General features: G+C 62.5%; 15 protein-coding genes and 1 pseudogene. 7 read left to right on the forward strand and 9 right to left on the reverse strand.

Going from position 1 to position 18297, the window contains the following annotated elements; translation table 11 throughout:
* Window positions 1-1386, forward strand: a complete 1386-nt coding sequence (locus NCS67_RS16580) for a glycosyltransferase family protein (protein ID WP_250435760.1) — start codon at window positions 1-3, stop codon at window positions 1384-1386.
* Window positions 1387-1393: 7 nt separating this feature from the next.
* Here the strand turns inward: NCS67_RS16580 and NCS67_RS16585 are convergent, their stop codons facing one another.
* Complete coding sequence (locus tag NCS67_RS16585) at window positions 1394-1804, reverse strand: HPF/RaiA family ribosome-associated protein (protein ID WP_008353363.1); 411 nt, start codon at window positions 1802-1804, stop codon at window positions 1394-1396.
* 94 nt (window positions 1805-1898) lie between these two features.
* Complete coding sequence (locus tag NCS67_RS16590) at window positions 1899-2780, reverse strand: LysR family transcriptional regulator (protein WP_250435762.1); 882 nt, start codon at window positions 2778-2780, stop codon at window positions 1899-1901.
* A 123-nt stretch (window positions 2781-2903) separates the two neighbouring features.
* Between NCS67_RS16590 and NCS67_RS16595 the strand changes: the two genes are divergently transcribed.
* Together NCS67_RS16595 and NCS67_RS16600 are read left to right on the forward strand one after the other, a co-directional pair.
* Window positions 2904-3689: a TerC family protein gene (locus NCS67_RS16595; RefSeq protein WP_008353360.1), complete on the forward strand. Its 786-nt coding sequence runs from the start codon at window positions 2904-2906 to the stop codon at window positions 3687-3689.
* A 122-nt stretch (window positions 3690-3811) separates the two neighbouring features.
* A complete protein-coding gene (locus tag NCS67_RS16600) occupies window positions 3812-5218 on the forward strand; it encodes a S8/S53 family peptidase (RefSeq protein ID WP_250435763.1) in 1407 nt (468 codons plus the stop codon).
* Here NCS67_RS16600 and NCS67_RS16605 read toward each other — a convergent pair.
* Entirely contained in the window at window positions 5203-6801 is a 1599-nt protein-coding gene (locus NCS67_RS16605) for a Na+/H+ antiporter (RefSeq protein WP_175979337.1), read from the reverse strand. The genes NCS67_RS16600 and NCS67_RS16605 overlap by 16 nt on opposite strands.
* A gap of 135 nt (window positions 6802-6936) precedes the next feature.
* Here NCS67_RS16605 and NCS67_RS16610 point away from each other — a divergent pair, with 135 nt between their 5' ends.
* Window positions 6937-7161, forward strand: a complete 225-nt coding sequence (locus tag NCS67_RS16610; protein WP_008353357.1) for a hypothetical protein — start codon at window positions 6937-6939, stop codon at window positions 7159-7161.
* A gap of 110 nt (window positions 7162-7271) precedes the next feature.
* The gene (locus tag NCS67_RS16615; protein ID WP_250435764.1) at window positions 7272-9110 is read left to right on the forward strand and encodes a glycoside hydrolase family 15 protein; all 1839 of its coding nucleotides are present in this window, start codon (window positions 7272-7274) and stop codon (window positions 9108-9110) included.
* Window positions 9111-9154: 44 nt separating this feature from the next.
* On the opposite strand, the gene NCS67_RS16620 is transcribed toward NCS67_RS16615, so the two are convergent.
* The 4 genes from NCS67_RS16620 to NCS67_RS16635 all read right to left on the reverse strand — a co-directional run bounded on the left by NCS67_RS16620 (window position 9155) and on the right by NCS67_RS16635 (window position 13518).
* A complete protein-coding gene (locus NCS67_RS16620) occupies window positions 9155-10096 on the reverse strand; it encodes an ABC transporter substrate-binding protein (protein ID WP_008353355.1) in 942 nt (313 codons plus the stop codon).
* A 65-nt stretch (window positions 10097-10161) separates the two neighbouring features.
* The gene (locus NCS67_RS16625) at window positions 10162-11193 is read right to left on the reverse strand and encodes an ABC transporter permease (protein ID WP_008353353.1); all 1032 of its coding nucleotides are present in this window, start codon (window positions 11191-11193) and stop codon (window positions 10162-10164) included.
* A 30-nt stretch (window positions 11194-11223) separates the two neighbouring features.
* Window positions 11224-12735: a sugar ABC transporter ATP-binding protein gene (locus NCS67_RS16630; RefSeq protein WP_008353351.1), complete on the reverse strand. Its 1512-nt coding sequence runs from the start codon at window positions 12733-12735 to the stop codon at window positions 11224-11226.
* Between the two features lie 54 nt (window positions 12736-12789).
* Window positions 12790-13518, reverse strand: a complete 729-nt coding sequence (locus NCS67_RS16635; protein WP_175979340.1) for a GntR family transcriptional regulator — start codon at window positions 13516-13518, stop codon at window positions 12790-12792.
* A 159-nt stretch (window positions 13519-13677) separates the two neighbouring features.
* On the opposite strand from NCS67_RS16635, the gene NCS67_RS16640 reads away from it, so the two are divergent.
* Both NCS67_RS16640 and NCS67_RS16645 read left to right on the forward strand, forming a co-directional pair.
* On the forward strand, window positions 13678-14991 hold the full coding sequence (locus NCS67_RS16640) for an L-fuconate dehydratase (RefSeq protein WP_250435765.1): 1314 nt from the start codon (window positions 13678-13680) through the stop codon (window positions 14989-14991).
* 272 nt (window positions 14992-15263) lie between these two features.
* On the forward strand, window positions 15264-15527 hold the full coding sequence (locus tag NCS67_RS16645; protein ID WP_250435766.1) for a hypothetical protein: 264 nt from the start codon (window positions 15264-15266) through the stop codon (window positions 15525-15527).
* 989 nt (window positions 15528-16516) lie between these two features.
* Here NCS67_RS16645 and NCS67_RS16650 read toward each other — a convergent pair.
* Entirely contained in the window at window positions 16517-17572 is a 1056-nt protein-coding gene (locus NCS67_RS16650) for a phage late control D family protein (RefSeq protein ID WP_250435767.1), read from the reverse strand.
* Window positions 17573-17877: 305 nt separating this feature from the next.
* A pseudogene (locus NCS67_RS16655) lies at window positions 17878-18297 on the reverse strand (phage tail protein); the annotation flags it as partial.

Raw genomic sequence — 18297 nt, forward strand, 5'->3', positions numbered from 1 at the left:
ATGGTGACTCTGGTTAGCTGTTTCTCCGATCGCAACGCGACATCATCGCTCGACAATCACATCGAATATTGCCGGCGCGCGAACGCGAAGCATCGTTTCGAGCCGATATCCGGCTGCGTCGATTCGCTCGAATTGCGCACGCTCTACAAATACCAGTTGCTGAACGACGTACTGCGGGAGGCCGAAGAGGGCGAACTCGTCATTTTCGCCACGGAAAACGCGTTGTTCCTCCGCTTTCACGACTTCGAGCCGATCATGGCGGACCGCGACGTCCTGGTCACGAAAGGGCATTTCGGCATCAACACCGAGATGTTCGTGCTGCGAAACAATGAAGAGAACCGGCGCATGATTCGTGGCTTCGCCGCGCAATGCCGCAAATACTTCGAATACGGCAAGTTCGTCACGGAAGAGGAACTGCTCGAAGCCCTGCCGACCATGCCCGACTGGGACGACCTGAACGGCGTGGTGCCGATCGCGTCGATGTGGGCGAGCCAGCATCCGGATATTCGTGGCCGCGAAGTCGTCGCGGTGTCGATCGTCTACACGCCGCGCCTTTACAGCAAGTACGGGCCGCTGTGGCGCGCGGTGTTCGCGCGGCATGTGAGCGCGTGTCACGCGTCAGGCGATCTTCGCTTTTTCGACGATGCAGCGCCGATGTCGAGCGATTCGAACGAGCCGCTTTCGGTGTATCAGCCGGGACGTCCGATCGCGGTCGTGATGCTCTATACGCCCAACATCGCGAGCTATGCGCGCTTCGGCGAAGCGAGTCTGCGTGCGTACTGCGAGCAGCACGGTTATACGCTTTACGTGCATCGCGAAGTGCCGGCCGATTTCGGCCGCGATGCGTGCGGCAACTGGGCCAAGCCTTTTCTTCTCAGCAAGTACCTGCCGCAGCACGAATGGGTTTTCTGGATGGACGCGGACATCATCGCGATGAACCGGAGCGTGAAACTGGAGAAGTTCACCGAAGGGCGCGAACGCGTGCTGACCGCGGACATCTGCGGCTGGCGTTTCAATTCGGGCGTAATGGGCTTTCGCAACACCGAGGCGAATACGAACGTGCTCGACGCCGTGCTGGCGAAGGTGCGCGAGATCGAGGACATCCAGTACACGTTTTCGAGTCAGGGCGACCAGTATGTGTTCATGGAGCAACTGATCGCGCACGGTCTGTGTCCCGAGATGGATTCGCCCGAACTCGTGAGCTTTCGCGAACTGAACACGCCCTGGTATTACGCGGACCGGAACACGTTCCTCTGTCACTTTCACGGCCTGAGCACCGAGATGCGGGCGCTGTTCATGTCGATGGATTCGGTGCCGGAAGGCGGCTTCGAAGCCATCGAACATGCGGCGCCGCGCACGCCGCTCCTGATCCGCAAACCCGCGTGATCGCGGCTTACGCGCCGGCCATCTTTCTCATCAGGCGCACGCGGGGATCGACTGCTTCCTGCAGCGCCGGCTCCTCCGCGAAATGCCACGCGAGGCTGCGCGCACGCACGCGGCGCGTCGGCTTGACGTGCTGACGCCGGCGCACCAGCGAGCGCACGGCGCGCCCCAGCGCCAGATCGATGGCTCCGCGCCAGTCGCGCGCAATCGACGTCGCGACGACCTTGTTTTCCCGATTCAACTGCACTTCCACCTGACAGCGCTTGTCGACGCCGCCGCGCGGCCCGTTGATGTCCGACAAGCTGACGGTCGCCTTCGAGATCAGCCACGCGAGACGGCGAAAGACGAATTCGCTGCGCGCTTTCGCAAGCTCGTGCATCGCAATGGCTTCGGGGTCGCGGGACTTGAACAGGACTTTCATTGACGCCTCCTCGTTGAACATGGATTCAGCGTAAAGGCCGGTCGTGATCCGAAAAAGCAGACTGAACGGAACCTAAGCTTCGAAAAAACCGAAGTTAGCTCGTGGCTCCCGCAAGCACCTGCTGAGTCAACGGATGATGCCGTCCGCGCCGCGACACGATCGCGTGCACTTCCTCTTTCACGTCCGGCGAGCGGCCGAGCCAGCGCAGTCCGCGCAACAGCGGCGCATCGCCCGCGCCGAATTCCGCGAGCGGAAACACCCCGAGGCCGCGCGCGCCGAACACGGCCATCAGCGCACTGTCCTCGAATTCGCCGACGATGCGCGGCGCGATGCCTTGCGCCTCCAGCCATCGATCGAGCCTTGCCCGCAGCGACGAATGGCCGGTCGGCAAAAGAATGGGCAGCGACGCGAGACTTTCAGGGAAACGATCGATCGCGCTCTTGCGCACGATCGAAGCCGGCCCGTACCAGTCGACCGGCGAGGCGATCAGCCGCTCGCTCGTGAGACGCAGATTGTGATTGTGCGGCGCGGGGTGGCTCGCGAGCACGAGATCGAGCCGATGCAGCGCCAGTTCGCCGAGCAGTTCGTCGGTCTCGCCTTCGTGACACAGAAGACGCAGCGACGGATTGCCGAGCACTGGCGCGAGCAGCGCGTGCGCAGCAAGCTTCGAAATGCCATCCGACAGGCCGACCGCGAGACGCGCGAGCGCGCCGCTCGCCGCCTCGCGCACTTCGTCCTGAATCGACTGCCCAATATGAAAGATTTCCTCCGCACGCGCGAAGGCCACCTGTCCCGCTTCGGTCATCGTGACGCCGCGGCCTTCCGGCTTGAGCAGTTGATGCCCGAGCGATTTTTCCAGCTCACGCACTTGCGCGCTGATGGTTTGAACCGCCATGTCGAGCCGTTCCGCTGCGCGCGCGAACCCGCCTTCCTTCACGACAACCCAGAAATAATGCAGATGACGATAGTTGAGCATGTGCCGCGCGTCCTTTTCGATACATCGAAAAAACCGAAGTAGGGCTTCGATTATCGCTGATTTTTTCGAGTACGAGTTCAGCCGATCATGGCGCGATACGTTCAATCAAAAACCCTGTTACTCATGGAATATCTCCTTTCGCTCGCCGCCGATCCCGCCGTCTGGGCCGCGCTCGTCACGCTGATCGTGATGGAAGTCGTGCTCGGCATCGACAATCTCGTCTTCATTTCCATTCTCAGCAACAAGCTGCCCGTGGCGCAACGCGCGCGCACGCAGCGCATCGGCATCATGCTCGCGCTCGTCATGCGGCTCGCGCTGCTCGGCACGGTCGCGTGGATCGCGCAACTGACCACGCCGGTGTTCTCCATGTTCGATCATGCGTTCTCGTGGCGCGACATCATCCTGCTCGCGGGCGGCCTGTTCCTCGTCTGGAAGGCGACCACGGAGATGCGTCATCACGTCGGACGCGAGCACGATGTCGTGCCCGGCGTCGCGTCGAGCGTCGGCGGCATGACGGCGTGGGCTGCGATCGGCCAGATCCTGCTGCTCGATCTCGTGTTTTCCGTCGACAGCATCATTACGGCGGTCGGCATGACCGAGCATCTGCCGATCATGTTTATCGCCGTCATCTTCGCCGTCGCGACAATGCTGTTCGCCGCGCAACCGCTGTCGCGTTTCATCGAACGCAATCCGACGGTCGTGACGCTCGCGCTCTCGTTCCTGCTCGTGATCGCGATGACGCTGATCGCCGAGGGTTTCGGCACGCACGTGCCGAAGGGCTACATCTACGCGGCGATGGGCTTCGCGGGATTCGTCGAAGGTTTGAACCTGCTTGCAAGGCGCGCGAAGGGCAAGCGCGAGGCGAGCGTTCCCGCGCGTAATTCCGCTTGCTTCTCGTCGTCCGAGTGACTACGTTATTCGTTAGCGAACGTCTAAATTCTTTCGGGTCCCGAAATAATCAACCGACAAATTCGCGCGCGTCGCGGCCATGGCGACCAATCGTCGGCGGAATGCAGGCGACAGGAGCGAAGATGAGCCCGCATTGGGAGATCGGCACGGTGAGCGAAGCGTTCGAGCCCATCGCGCGGATCGATCCATACATCGTGTGGGCGCACGCGACGCGCTATCGCGATCTCGGCGGCATGCCGCGCGGCCAAATTCCCATCGCCATCGAGATGAAGCAGGGCGGCGAGACCGCGCAGCAGTTCGCGCAGACGATCGAGCGTAACGGCTGGCAACGCTGGATCTGGATGTCGGCGCTCTATCGCGATCCGCCCGCGGGGCTCGAAGCGACGCGCTTCTGCACGGCTCACGTGACGCGCGAATTCTTCGCGCATCTGAACACCGATCTCGCGGGCAAGTTCGAGCGCTTCACGGAGGCGCTAGCGATTCCAACGCACGTCGATGCGCGTACGGAACGCGTGCCTGCCGATCATGCACCGATGCGCGAAGGGCTGGGCAATGCGATCGTCGGCGTGTGCGATGAAGATATCGCGTTCACGCATCCGCGATTCTCCGAGGATGCAAACGGAACGCGCACGCGCTTTCAATGCTTCTGGAATCAGAACGATCCCGCCGACTCCGCAGCCGGGCTCGGTTACGGAAGCGAGCTGCTCAAACATCAGATGGACGCGCTTCTGGGCGACGCGCGCCTTCATGCGGAAGCGGCGGGCGCATGCATGTACGATCCGTCGCGCACGCAATCGACAGCCGATTGCGACGCGCCCTTGCCGATGATCGGCGTGCAACTCAAACGACGCTATCGCACGATGCGCGACGCGTTCGGCCCTTGCCCCGATGCGGAAGTACTCGACGCCGTCCGCTATGTCGTGCAGCGCGCGCAGGACATCGGCAGTGCGGCGTGTCATGCGCTCGTCAGTCTGAATATCGGCAATGTCGCGTGGCAGCAGGACGGCAGCTCGCTCATCGAATGCGCGCTCGACGAACTGATGGACAGCGGCGCATGCTCGGTCGTGCTTCCGTCCGGCAATGTCGACTTGTCGCGCTGTCGCGGTGCATCGACGCTCGCGGAGCGCGCGGAATCGGAGTGGCGCTGGCGCGTGCGCGCGCATTCCGAATCGCCGAGTCTCGCGGAAATCTGGCTGTCGACCGGTGATGGAACGCCTGGCGTCGACGTGCAGATCGTGCCGCCCGACGACGTCGCGAGTGCATGGATCGGGCTCGGCAACGTCGGCACGTTTACGCGCGGCGGCGATCCCGTGTGCACCGTCGTGCATCTCGGGCGCGGCGCGCGCGGCGAAGGGCACATGATCCTCGTCGCGCTCGCGCCGACCGCCACGCGCAGCGGCGTGCGCCGCGCGACCGCGGGCGAGTGGCTCATCCGCCTGAGGAACAACGCGCGCGCGACCGTCACGGCCTATGCGTGGATGCAGCGCGACGAAACATGGGCGCGCGATCCTGCTCAACCGCGCGCATGAAGCGCGATGATCTCCTGAAGATCGAGGTCGTGCTCCAGCGAATGCAGAAGCTCGTCGTGGATTTCCCCCGCGCGATGCATCCGCAGCAACTCCGTGCGCCCGGCGGCAATCGCGGCGAGCACGACGTCGTAGTGCGCGTGGCGGGCATCCGTCGGGAACTCCTCCATGTCCTCGAAGCGCTTCGTGAGTCCCGCGCGATACGTGTATTGCTCGAGCAGTCGCGGATGGATCACATTGCCATCGGCGTCGTGCACCAGTGGCTGGATCGCCGCCAGTTGCGCGGTCTCCATGCGCGCCCACGCCTGCGGCTCGCTGAGATGGCGTGACGAGCGCTCGTGACCGCGCGTGAGCGACAACAGCGCGATGAGCGGGCCGATTGTCGCGCCCTGCAGGAGCACGGTGACGAGAATCACCGCGAAGCCGGCAAACACAATCAGATCGCGGCCGGGCATCGTCTCGGGCAACGAAAGTGCGACGGCAAGCGTCACCACGCCGCGCATGCCGGCCCAACTGACGACCGTGGCCGCGCGCCAGTCGGGAACGCCTGCGGCGTCCGCGCGCTTGCGTCCGGTGACGGTCCACGCGAGCCACTTCATCGCCTCGACGCCGAACACCCAGACAAAGCGCGATAGGATCACGACCGCGATCACCGCCGCCGTCGCGGGTCCGAGGAGAGAGAATGCATCGCCGACGCCGCCGAGCCGCACCGCGATGCCGCGCAGCGACAGTCCGATCAGCACGAACACGAGCGCTTCCAGCACGAACACGACAACCTGCCAGAACGCCGTGCCGCGCATGCGCTGCGCCGCCGTGAACACTTCGTGCTGATGCCAGCCGACGACCATGCCGCACGTGACCGTCGCGATGACGCTCGATACGCCGAGCTCCTCGCCCGCGATATAGCTGACCCACGACGTCAGCATCGACGTGGTGATGACGAGGTAATCGTCCTCGAGCGCGCGCATGAGCTTCACCGCGATGAAGCCCGCGACGATCCCGACGACGATGCCGCCGATCGCCAGCCCCGCGAAGCTCGCGACGGCGCGTGGCGCGCTGAACACGCCGCTCATCGCGGCCACGAGCGCGAAGCGGAAGAGCACGAGGCCGGCGGCGTCGTTGAGCAGGCTTTCGCCTTCGAGCAGCACCATCAGCCGACGCGGCAGCGCGACGCGCTCGAGCACGGCCTTGGCGGCGACCGCGTCGGGCGGCGAGACGACCGCGCCGAGCGCGAAGCACGCGGCCCAGGGAAGTTGCGGCACGACGAGATGTACCGCGACGCCGACGACGAGCGTCGTGAACGCGACCGCGCCGATCGCGAGCAGCAGAATGCCGCTCAGGTTCCGCTTGAAGTCGTCCCACACGAAGAAGTACGCGCCGTACATCAGGAGCGGCGGTAGGAACACGACGAGCACGAGCTCAGGGTCGAGCTCGAATTGCGGCAGGCCCGGCACGAACGCCATCGCGACGCCGCCGACGAGCAGTGCGGCCGCGGGTGGCAGGCGCACGCGCTTGGCGAGCACTTCGAGCGCGATGATGGCGATCAAGGAGACGAGCACCAGATTGAATGCCGTAGCGGCGTGCATGGAATGTCCTCGGATTGTTTGGGATTTTTTTGCGGCAGTGCGCGGCGGCCCACGCAGATGACACGCCTCGCGCTGCTACCATCGACGCGGGACCGGGCCGCGAGCCGGGGTCATCGTATCCGAAAGGGAGGAGTAATGAGACGAAAGTCGTCGGGCGTGGCTGTGGCGGCCGTTCTGGTGGGCGTCGCCGTGGCGGCTGTGGTCTATATCGCGAGCTTCGGCCGTTCGCGTCATGCGGATGCCCCCGTGCCGACGCCTTCCGTGCTCGCCGCGCAAGACGGCGCCGCGAGCGCGGCCGCTTTCGGCGACGCGCCGAAGCATCCGGAGACCGCACCGGGCGACCGGACCGCCGCGCGCTGATTCGCACTGTCTAGCGTTTGTCGCACGCATCGTAGCGGTCGCGTTCGACAGGAATATGACTTGCTCGATTTCCGACGATGTCATTCCACGCTCGTCGGGAGCACTTCGCGATGGGACACCATCCTGAGCAGATTCCACCGGCCGCGCTGCCCGTCGACGGGCGCGGCATGATCGGCAACATGAAGACGGCGGCGCTCGTGTCGCTTTGCGGCGCGATCGACTTCATGTGTTTCCCGCGCATCGACTCGCCCACGGTCTTCGCCGCGCTGCTCGATGGCGATCGCGGCGGCGCTTTCGCCATCACGCCGCGCGCGCCCAACGCGAACGTCAAGCAGATGTATCTGCCCGAAACGAACGTGCTCCTCACGCGTTTCATGACCGGCGACGGCGTGTGCGAGCTGCTCGATCTGATGCCGGTCGCATCGAACGGGACGCGCGCCGATGCGTTGCCGAACTGCGTGCTGCGCATCGTGCGACTCGTCTTCGGACGCATGACGCTCGACGTGCGCTGCGATCCGCGCTTCGATTACGCGCGCGCGAAGCACACGGCCCATGCGGTGGAGAAGGGCGTCGAATTCATGCGCGACGACGGTGCGCCGTCGTTGCGGCTGCGCTCGAATGTGCCGCTTACGATCGACGGCCAGAGCGCATGCGCGACGCTGAATTTGGAAGAAGGCGCTTGCGCCTGCTTCGTGCTCGGCGAGGCCGAAGGGCTCGCCGACATCGACGCGAATCACGACTCGATCCTCACCGAGACCATCGATTACTGGAAGGAATGGTCGTCGCGTTCGACGTATCGCGGGCGCTATCGCGAAGTCGTGCTGCGCTCGGCGTTGACCTTGAAGATGTTGAGTTCGGAAGAATTCGGCGCGATCGTCGCCGCGCCGACCTTCGGCTTGCCCGAGGCGCAGGACGGTTCGCGCCGCTGGGATTATCGCTTCACGTGGATACGCGACGCCGCGTTCTCCGTCTACGCGCTGCTGCGCCTCGGCTACACCGGCGAGGCGGAACGCTTCATGAAGTGGATCGCCGAGCGCAGCCGCGATTGCAGCGCGCACGGCCAGTTGCGTGTGATGTATTCCGTCGATGGCGCCGACGCGCCCGAAGAAAGCGAGCTGAAGAGTCTCGTCGGCGAAGTTCCGGGACGGATCGTGATCGGCAACGGAGCGCGCGAACAGGTTCAGCTCGATGTCTACGGCGCGCTGCTCGATTCCGTCTATCTCTACAACAAGTACGGCGCGGCCATCTCCTACGATGGCTGGCGTCACGTGACGCGCACAGTCGATTACGTCGTCGAACACTGGCGCGAGCCGGACAACGGCATCTGGGAGTTTCGCAACGGCACGCGCGCATTGCTGCATTCGCGTCTAATGTGCTGGGTGACGGTGGATCGCGCGCTGCGGCTTGCAGAAAAGCGCTCGTTGCCCGCGCCGCTTGCGCGCTGGTTCGAAACGCGCGATGAAATCCATCGCGACATTCACGAACAGTTCTGGAACGACGACATCGAGAGTTTCGTGCAGACGCCCGGCTCCGACACGCTCGACGCCTCTGCATTGATGATGCCGCTCGTGCGCTTCATCGGCCCGAAAGATCCGCGCTGGATCGGCACGCTCGATGCAATCGGCCGCGAGTTGCGCGTCGATCCGCTGATCTTCCGCTATACGCGCGGCTCGACGCTCGATGGCTTGCCCGGCACCGAGGGCGGCTTCTCCGCGTGCTCGTTCTGGTATGCGGAGGCGCTCGCGCGCGCCGGACGTGTCGACGAAGGCCGGCTCGTGTTCGAGAAGATGCTCGCCTACGCGAATCATCTCGGGCTCTTCTCGGAGGAAGTGGCGACGAGCGGCGAGGCGCTCGGCAATTTTCCGCAGGCGCTGACGCATCTCGCGCTCATCAGCGCGGCGTATCAGCTCGACAGGAACCTCGATCGCGTGCACGTTCCCTGGACGTGATCGCATGAAGAGAAGAGGACGGGCGCGACCCCGTCCTTTGCCGATCAGTCGTACAGCACGGCGGCGATCTTCGGATCGTTCATGTTGGACTTGTCGTACCAGTAGAAGCCGGTATCGACCTTCTTCGGCAGCTTTTCGCCCTTGAGCGCCTTCATCGCCGAATCGACGACGCACCTGCCGATGCCGACCGGATTCTGCGTGATCGCACCCGCCATGAGGCCCGACATGATGTCTTCCTTCTGCTCCTTGCCCGAGTCGTAGCCAATCAGCACGAGCTTCTTGCCCGATTCCTTGATGCCGATAGCCGCGCCCGCGGCCGAACCTTCATTGGCGCCGAAGATGCCCTTGATGTTCGGATTGGCCTGAATCATCGCCTTCGCGATCTCCGCCGACTTCAGATGATCGCCGCCGCCATACTGCACCGATACGATCTTGATGTTCGGATGCTTGGACTTCATCTGATTGAGGAAGCCGTCGCGCCGGTCGATGCCGGTGCGGCTCGTCTGATCGTGAACGATGACGCCCACTTCGCCCGCATTGCCGATGGCTTCGGCCATCTTGTCGGCGGCGAGCGCGGCGGCGGCGAGATTGTCGGTGGCGCAGGTGGTGAGCGGAATGTCGCTATCCACGCCCGAGTCGAATGCGATCACCGGAATCTTCTGGTTCTGCGCCCGCTTGAGCAGCGGAACGGCGGCCTTGCTGTCGAGCGCGGCGATGCCGATCGCCTGCGGCTTCTTCGCGAGCGCTGCGGAGAGCATGTCGATTTGCTTGTCGACCATCGCTTCGGTTTCGGGGCCTTCGAACGTGATGCGCGCTTTCTGCTCTTTCGCGGCCTGTTCCGCGCCCGATTTCACGGCTTGCCAGAACTGATGCTGGAAGCCTTTCGATATCAGCGGAATATACGGCTCGTCCGCATACGCGGCGCTCGTTGCGCCGACGAGCGCGCCCGCTCCGATCAGTGCGCCGATGATTCTTCTTTTCAGCATGATGGATCTCCTCCAAAGGTCAGGTTATCGATTTGTGCTCGCCGTGCGAGCTTTGATGCTCCCTGTCACGCTCCGCCTTTCTTGCGCCGCAGAATGTCCGCATACACCGCGAGAATGATGATGAGGCCGGTCACGACGATCTGCCATTCCTGAGCGACCGACATGATGCGCAAGCCGTTGGTCAGCACGCTCATGATGAACGCGCCGATGATCGTGCCGAGTATCGTTCCCGATCCGCCCGATAGCGACGTGCCGCCGATGACGACCGCCGCGATCGCATCGAGTTCGTAGCCTTGTCCGAGCGCGGGCTGCGCCGAATTCAGCCGCGAGGCGATAAGCAGTCCGGCGATGCCGCAAATCGCGCCGCCCAGACCGTAGATGGCGATCTTCCATCGGTCCACGTTCACGCCCGAAAGACGCACCGCTTCCTCGTTGCTGCCGAGCGCGAACGTATAGCGCCCGAGCGCGGTGCGATTGAGCGTGATGGCGCTCGCGATCGCGAGAAAGAACAGGATCAGCACCGCGTTCGGAATCGGCACGCTCGGCAGGAAATAACCGATCAGCGAGTCCTGCGAGATCATGTAGAAGTTTTCGGTGTCGGTGAAGTAGATCGGCTTGTCGGACGCGACGACGAGCGACAAGCCCTTCAGCAGCATCATCATGCCGAGCGTCGCGATGAAGGGCGGGATCTTCATCTTCGCGGTCAGCGTGCCCGAGATGGTTCCGCATATCGCGCCGGTGACAATCGCGGCGATCACGCCGATCCACATCGGCAAATGCCAGTAGGTGAGGAACACGCCGCATATCACGGCGGTGAAGGTCATCAACGTGCCGACGGACAAGTCGATGCCGCCCGTGATGATGACGAACGTGGCCGCGATCGCGAGCACGCCGTTGACCGCCGTCGCCTGCAGGATGCCGAGGATGTTGTCCATCTGCATGAACGCGGGCGACGCGAAGCTGAAGAACGCCAGCAGCAAGATGAGGCTCGCGAACGCCAGCAGCTTCTGCAATGCAGTAGGCGAAAACACGCGCGCGCGCAGGCCGCCAATGCGTCGTTCGTTGGTGAGCGGCGCGGTATCCGTGGGTTGTGTCATGAGTTGACCTCGTGTGTTCGAAAGTCCGGCTTATGCCGCTTGCAAAGATTCGCGCCGCGTCGCGAGCTGCATGATGCGCTCTTGCGTCGCTTCGCCCGATGACAGCTCTCCGGTGATGCGCCCCTCGCACATCACGACGATGCGATCGCTCATGCGCAGCACTTCCGGAAGCTCCGACGAAATCATCACGATGGCCTTTCCTTCCTGCGCCAGCGCGCGCAACAGCTTGTAGATCTCGCTCTTCGCGCCGACATCGATGCCGCGCGTCGGCTCGTCGAAGAACAGCACGTCGCAATCGCGCTCGAGCCACTTCGCGATGACGATCTTCTGCTGATTGCCGCCCGAAAGCAGGCGCGCGGGCTGAGTAGGCGAGGGCGTGCGGATCGCGAGCAGCTTGATGAAATGCGCGGCCGTCTTGCGAATCTTCGCGCGGCGCAGGAACATGCGGCCCGCGAGAAACTTGCCGAGGTTCGACATCACGATGTTCGATTCGACGTCCATGCCCGTTGCGAGACCGAAGCGCTTGCGGTCTTCCGACAGGTAGCCGATGCCGCGCCTCACCGCATCGCTCGGCTTTCTGATCGCGGCCTTCGCGCCTTTGACGAAAATCTCTCCTGATTCCACCGGGTCCGCGCCGAACACCGCGCGCGCGACTTCGGTGCGACCCGCGCCCATCAGGCCGGCGAAGCCGAGGATTTCACCGCGATGCAACTTGAAACTGACGTCCCGTACCAGCGGCCCGGCGTTCAGATGACGCACCTCGAGCGCCACTTCGCCCTGATGCGCGCCGCCGAGAAACGACGTGAGGTCGGTGAGCGTTCTGCCGACCATCATGCCGATGATCGTCTCGACGCTCGTCTCATGCGTGTTCACGGTCGCGACATATTCGCCGTCGCGCATCACGGTCACGCGATCGGAAATCTGCTTCAACTCGTCCATCTTGTGGGAGATATAGACGATGCCGACACCGCGCTCCTTCAACTGCCGGATGATGCGAAACAGCTCGGCGATTTCTGCATCGTTGAGCGCGGAAGTCGGCTCGTCCATGATGAGCACGCGCGATTCGAAGGACAGCGCCTTGGCGATCTCGACCATCTGCTGGCTCGCGACCGTGAGCGTGCCGACGACGGTGCGCGGATCGAGATTCACATGCATGCGAGCGAGAATCGCGCGGGCGTCGTCGTTGAGCTTGTCTTCGTCGAGCAACAAGCCCATGAGCTTGCGAGGCTCGCGGCCGATGAAGATGTTCTGCGCGATCGTCAGATGATTCATCAGTTGCAGTTCCTGATGAATGATGCCGATGCCCGATGCCTGCGCCTCGCGTGGACTCGTGAAGTCGACCGGCTTGCCGTCGACGAACATGTCGCCGGAATCGCGCGTGTACACGCCCGCGAGAATCTTCATGAGCGTGGACTTGCCCGCGCCGTTTTCGCCCATCAACGCATGGACCTCGCCCGGCATGACGTCGAAGCGCACTTCATGCAGCGCGCGCACGCCCGGAAAGCGCTTGCTCAACTGATTGACGGAGATGAGGGGTGTCATGGATGTGGCATGAATGCTCGGTTTCGTTGGACCTGTCATACGTGCGTCGAACGGCTATGGCGCGAACTGGTCGGGCCGTTCCTGCGCCGAACGGCGCAATTCCGCGACGACCTGATCGAGATGATCGTGCATCGCCTTCGCGGCAGTGTCGGCGTCGCCGCTGCGAATGGCGTCGAAGATGCGTTCGTGTTCATCGAGCGTATGGACGAGGCGCTCCGGACTCGCGAGAAGCTGTCTCGCGCGATCGAGCGCGCTGCGCGACACGGCGACGATCTCCTTCACGCGCGGCAGGTTGATCGCGTCGAGCAGGATTTCGTGGAAGGCGAGATCGAGCGTATGGAAGGCGAGACGCTGATCGGTCTTCAGCATCATCCGTTGCTGTTCGAGATTGAGCGCGAGCGCGTCGAGCGTCGCGGCCTCGCGAATGCGGGCGACGCCGCGCACCGTCTCGACTTCGAGCGCGCTGCGAATGAACAGATGCTGATGAATGTCTTCGAGCGCGATGGGCTTCACGCGCGTGCCGCGCTGCGGCAACACTTCGACAAGACCTGCGTGCTCGAGCCGGGCCAGCGCGGCGGAAACCGGAAATCGCGAGACGCCCATGCGCTCGCAGACGGCCAGTTTGTCGATCATCATCCCAGGCTCCAGCGCCAGCGTGACGATAGCTTCCCGCAACGCTGCCTCGACTGCATCGGTCAGGCTGCCGCGTTCGCCGCTGCCGATCTTGTGCAGTGCATCATAGGGAGTGCTGACGGTCGTCGCTGTATCGAGAGACGTGTTCACCGGCGCTTGATTTTCGAGATGGATGCTAGCATGCTAGAAAGCATCGACGGCGTTGTCAACGCGTGCATATGCCTAGTTCGAAGATTGGGACGTAGCGACTTTTTCATCGGTTAAATCGCAGACTCGACTTGGTCGACGACGCTTTCGGAGGGCGTTCATATGACAACGATCACCAGGCTGTCCGTGAGGGACATTCGCTTTCCCACATCGCGTTCGCTCGATGGCTCGGATGCGATGAACGCGGCGCCGGACTATTCCGCTACCTACGTCACGCTCGAAACCGATTCACCGGAAGGGCACACGGGCCACGGCCTGACGTTCACGATCGGCCGTGGCAACGAGATCTGCGTGGCGGCCGTGAATGCGCTGGCGCCGCAAATCGTAGGGAAGAAGCTCGCGGACATCACCGCGAACATGGGTGCGTTCTGGCGTGAATTCACGTCGGATAGCCAGTTGCGGTGGATCGGCCCGGACAAGGGCGCGATCCATCTCGCGACGGCCGCGGTCGTCAACGCGGCATGGGACCTGTGGGCGAAGTCGGAGGGCAAGCCGGTGTGGAAGCTGCTCGTCGACATGACGCCGGAAGAGCTCGTGCGTTGCCTCGACTTCCGTTACGTGACCGACGCCATCACGCCGTATGAGGCTATCGCGATTCTGAAGCGTCATGAAAAGACGCGCGGCGAACGTGTGAAGGAAATGCTCGAACAAGGTTATCCGGGCTATACGACGTCGGCGGGCTGGCTTGGCTACGACGACGACAAGATCCGCCGGCTCGCGCGTGAAGGCGTCGCGCAAGGATGGACGCATTTCAAGCAGAAGGTCGGCGGAAACATCGAGGAAGACGTGCGGCGCGCGCGCATCTTGCGTGAAGAGATCGGCGAAAAATCGAAGCTGATGATGGACGCCAATCAGGTATGGGACGTCGACGAAGCCGTGACCAACATGCGACGTCTCGCGGAGTTCAATCCATGGTGGATCGAAGAGCCGACGAGTCCCGACGATGTGCTCGGGCACGCGGCCATCCGCCAGCGCCTGAGTCCGCTGATCGGCGTCGCGACGGGCGAGCACTGCCAGAACCGCGTGATGTTCAAGCAGCTATTGCAGGCCGAGGCGATCGACTTCTGTCAGATCGACAGTTGCCGTCTTGGCGGGCTGAACGAGGTGATCGTCGTGCTGCTGATGGCGGCGAAGTTCGGCGTGCCGGTGTGTCCGCATGCGGGCGGCGTCGGGCTGTGTGAGTACGTGCAGCACATTTCGATCTTCGACTATGTTTGCGTGTCGGCGTCGCTGGAGAATCGCGTGCTCGAATATGTCGATCATCTGCACGAGCATTTTGTCGATCCGGTCGTGATTCGCAATGGGCGATACATGCCGCCGCAGAAACCGGGCTACAGCATCGAGATGAAAGCGGCGTCGCTCGACAGGCATCGCTTTCCGGACGGTGAAGCGTGGCAGGGTTTGAAAAGGAGTTGATGATCGTTTGGGCTACGGGCCGTGCGGGTGATACCGGCGGCTCGTGGCGGCTGACACGCGGTATGGCTGCGGTGTTTCTCACTTGGGACCTACAAACAAAACGCTGATAATTTGTGTTATGTCAACTTATCGCGACCGCAAGAAACGTCGCGAATCCGCAACAACTTCCACCCTTGCACTTGCTGCCTAACTGATTTATCGATCGATTTCCGCGTCGGGGTACGCGTTTAGCTTCTGCACACAACACGACTATAAAAAGTCAGGAGATCCCGATGCGCGATCTGTTCGGCGAGGTCGTCGTGACATACGACGACCTTTTCTCATGGGTAGAGGCCGTCGCACCCGCATTCACATCCAGCACGCGCGCCTTCGAGCATTATGTCCATGCGTGGAGCGTCGCCGACAAGGTGCGCGACGCCAAACTGCGCGGCACCTTCGAGAGCACCATCGAGAAAGCCCGCGAGCGACAGCAGTCGATCACGTCGCGACTCGGACTCTGGCAGTTCATGCCGCGTCTGCGGCACCCCGGGCGCTGACACGCGCGGCGCGCGCGGCCTTACCGAATCGCGCCGCTCAGCGAGCGTTCTTCCGAAAATGCGACCGAAGCTTATCTGTCGTCGGGTGGAGTTTCCCGCTGCTGCTTCCCCGCAGTTGGAGCGAGCGCTCCATCAGTTGCCGAGCTTCGAGGAAGTTTTCAAGGACTTGACGCATCACGCTCAATAGTTGTTCTGCAGAGACTGCATCGAGCCCTTTTGCGCGTAAATTCCGAACCCGCTCAGCCTGAGCGAGGACCCTCCGACGCCCATCGTTTATACGTTTATCGGCCAGAGCAAGGCAAGACACTTCGTGGTCAATATCGTCCATATGCCCCCCTTTTCGGATCGCCCTTCGATGGGCATAACTCATTCGCTAGTTGCTAAGCTTATGTCACGCGCCCGGATGTCGACCATCGCTGCGCGATCATGCGGCTGATTCAAAGGCCTTCGTAACATTCCTCAGTTCACAGGACCGTCAGAGGTGAGAATGCGGGACACATGGTTGAATTTTCCATACACAGGATATCTCATGGCGGCCGATCGTCTTCGATCCTTGATCGTCGTAGGAGACGTGTCGGACCGCTTTAAGATTCGTGATGAGATCCTGTTCCTGATTGACTTGGTCGATGCACGAAAGTCGTCCTCGCCTATTATCCAGTCAGCGCTGAACGTTGCCCGGTCACATGCAGTGTTAGGTCAACCTTTGCGAGCGTTGGGCCGTCTAGAAACGCTGCTGACGGAGAACCGATAACGTTCCGGACAGGACACGCCCAACGCTCCACCGATATCAGCTCCGTCAACTGCTTGTCTGGAACTGATCGCGACGATCCACTGGCGAGTTCGTGGATGCAGTGGGGGTAATTGCGTCACCGCGCTCCGCGAATTCTCCATTCCGACTCGACAACATCGCCCGGGCCAGTCACGCGCATGTTGGTGGACCAGATTTCGACTGTTACGAGTGAAGCCCCAAACTCGCCAGAAAGCTGCTATCACTTGCCGCTCTTTCGAAAATGCGACCGATGCTTGTCGGTCGTCGGATCGTCGCGCACTTCGAGCTCCAGCGCCGTGATAAATCCTGCATCGCCAGTGACCGTGTGCGTGACTTTCTTCACGAGCCACGGCGTGTCGTCGATGTCGGGCTTGAAACCGCTCACCGTCACGGGCAGCTCTGGAAAGAGCTCGGCGCGACCGCGCGCAAGCGTGTAATCGAGCGTGGCCTGCGAGCGCTGCACGCGCGCGAATTCGGCCTGCGCGGCCGCGCTCGCTTCCGCCTCGCTTGGATAGTCTTCAGGCAGCACCTTTACGTTGTGATTGTTCTCGCCACCGATGACGACCGACTGGCGCTTGCCCTTCCCGTTCGAATGCCAGTGCGCGCGTACGGCCGCATAGCTCTCGCGCTGCGCAATGTGGTAACGATGCTGATCGCCATCGCGACGCGTGAGCGCGATCTCAGAGAGCGTGCGCCCGCTTGCCGTCTTGCCGGTGCCGATTGGCATGAAAAGCAGGTTCAAGTCTTTGACGTTCATCACCGCGTCATAGCGCTTGGCGAGGCGCGTGAGAAACGACATATCGCTTTCGTGTGTCTGATCGATGTGCGCAATCGCGACTTTCGCGAGCGCCTCGGCGACGGCCGCTTTCAGCGAATGACGCGATGCGACGGTGCGCACGATCGAGCCGAGTGTTTGACCGTGCCAGCTCTGTTCGCGCCGCTCGTGCATGGCGTTGGTCATCGAGGCTGATCGTGCGCGAATCGTGATGATATCCGGTGTTCCGCTGTGCTCGACTTCGTCAACCGTGAATGTTCCCTTGTCGACGAGCGGCTCGCCGACCCATCCGATCATCACCCTGATATTCGCGCCTCGCTTCGGAATGGCGAATGTGTCTTTGGTGTCGTCAATGACGAGGTCGAGCATGTCGGATTCATCGGCGCGCGACTCCGACAGCGTGAGGCTGATCAGGTTAGGCGCGATCAGGCGCGACAGATCGCGGCCATCGAGCGTGATGCGATAGTCCGCCTGCGGCTGTTTGCGCGTGCTGTCCATCATGCTGCGGCCGCCGCTTTGGTCAGCACGAGCGCGATCGCGCTGCTCGCGGTCTGACCGTTGAGCTGCGAAATTTCCTTCGCCGCAGACACCACATTTGCGAGCGAAAGTCCGTTAGCAGTGCTCAGCCCCTTCGATACCGCACTCGCCGTGCTCGCGTCGACACCGTCCGTCACACTGACGACCGCAGAACTCAGGTTCGAGACGGTCGAGCTCTTTGCCGCAGTGATAACGGCCGCCGCAACGTTGGCGACTTTCTTCGCGTCCGATAGTACCGTCGACGCTTCGCTCGCCGTGGCCTTGCCAGCGTCGGTCGTCGATTTCACATCGGACGAGAGCGACAGCACATCATCGTCGACGCGCTTAATCGACAGATTGAATTCGATCTTGCGCGCGATACCTTCGGCCGTGTGATACGTCGCCGTCTCGCTGAGCGATTCGATGATGAATGCGCCGTACACGTTGCCCGATCCGTCGACGAGCACATACGCGTCGCCGGTGTCGCCCATTTTTGCTAGCTCGTCGAGCGACGCGATCGTGCCTATTGCGTTGTCTTGCGCGACCATGCCATTAAGCGTGATCGTGTCATCGCCCGCGCCGGTGTACTGGCTTGCATCGCGCGCGCCCACGCGCGAGCTGGTGCGGTGTTTCCAGTTGCGCTGACGTTGCAGCTCTTTGAATGGTGCAGTCGTGAGACTGAAAACGAACTGTCCGAGTGAGAGCATCAT

The organism is Caballeronia sp. ATUFL_F2_KS9A (assembly GCF_023630765.1).
GTDB classification, from domain to species: Bacteria; Pseudomonadota; Gammaproteobacteria; order Burkholderiales; family Burkholderiaceae; genus Caballeronia; species Caballeronia zhejiangensis.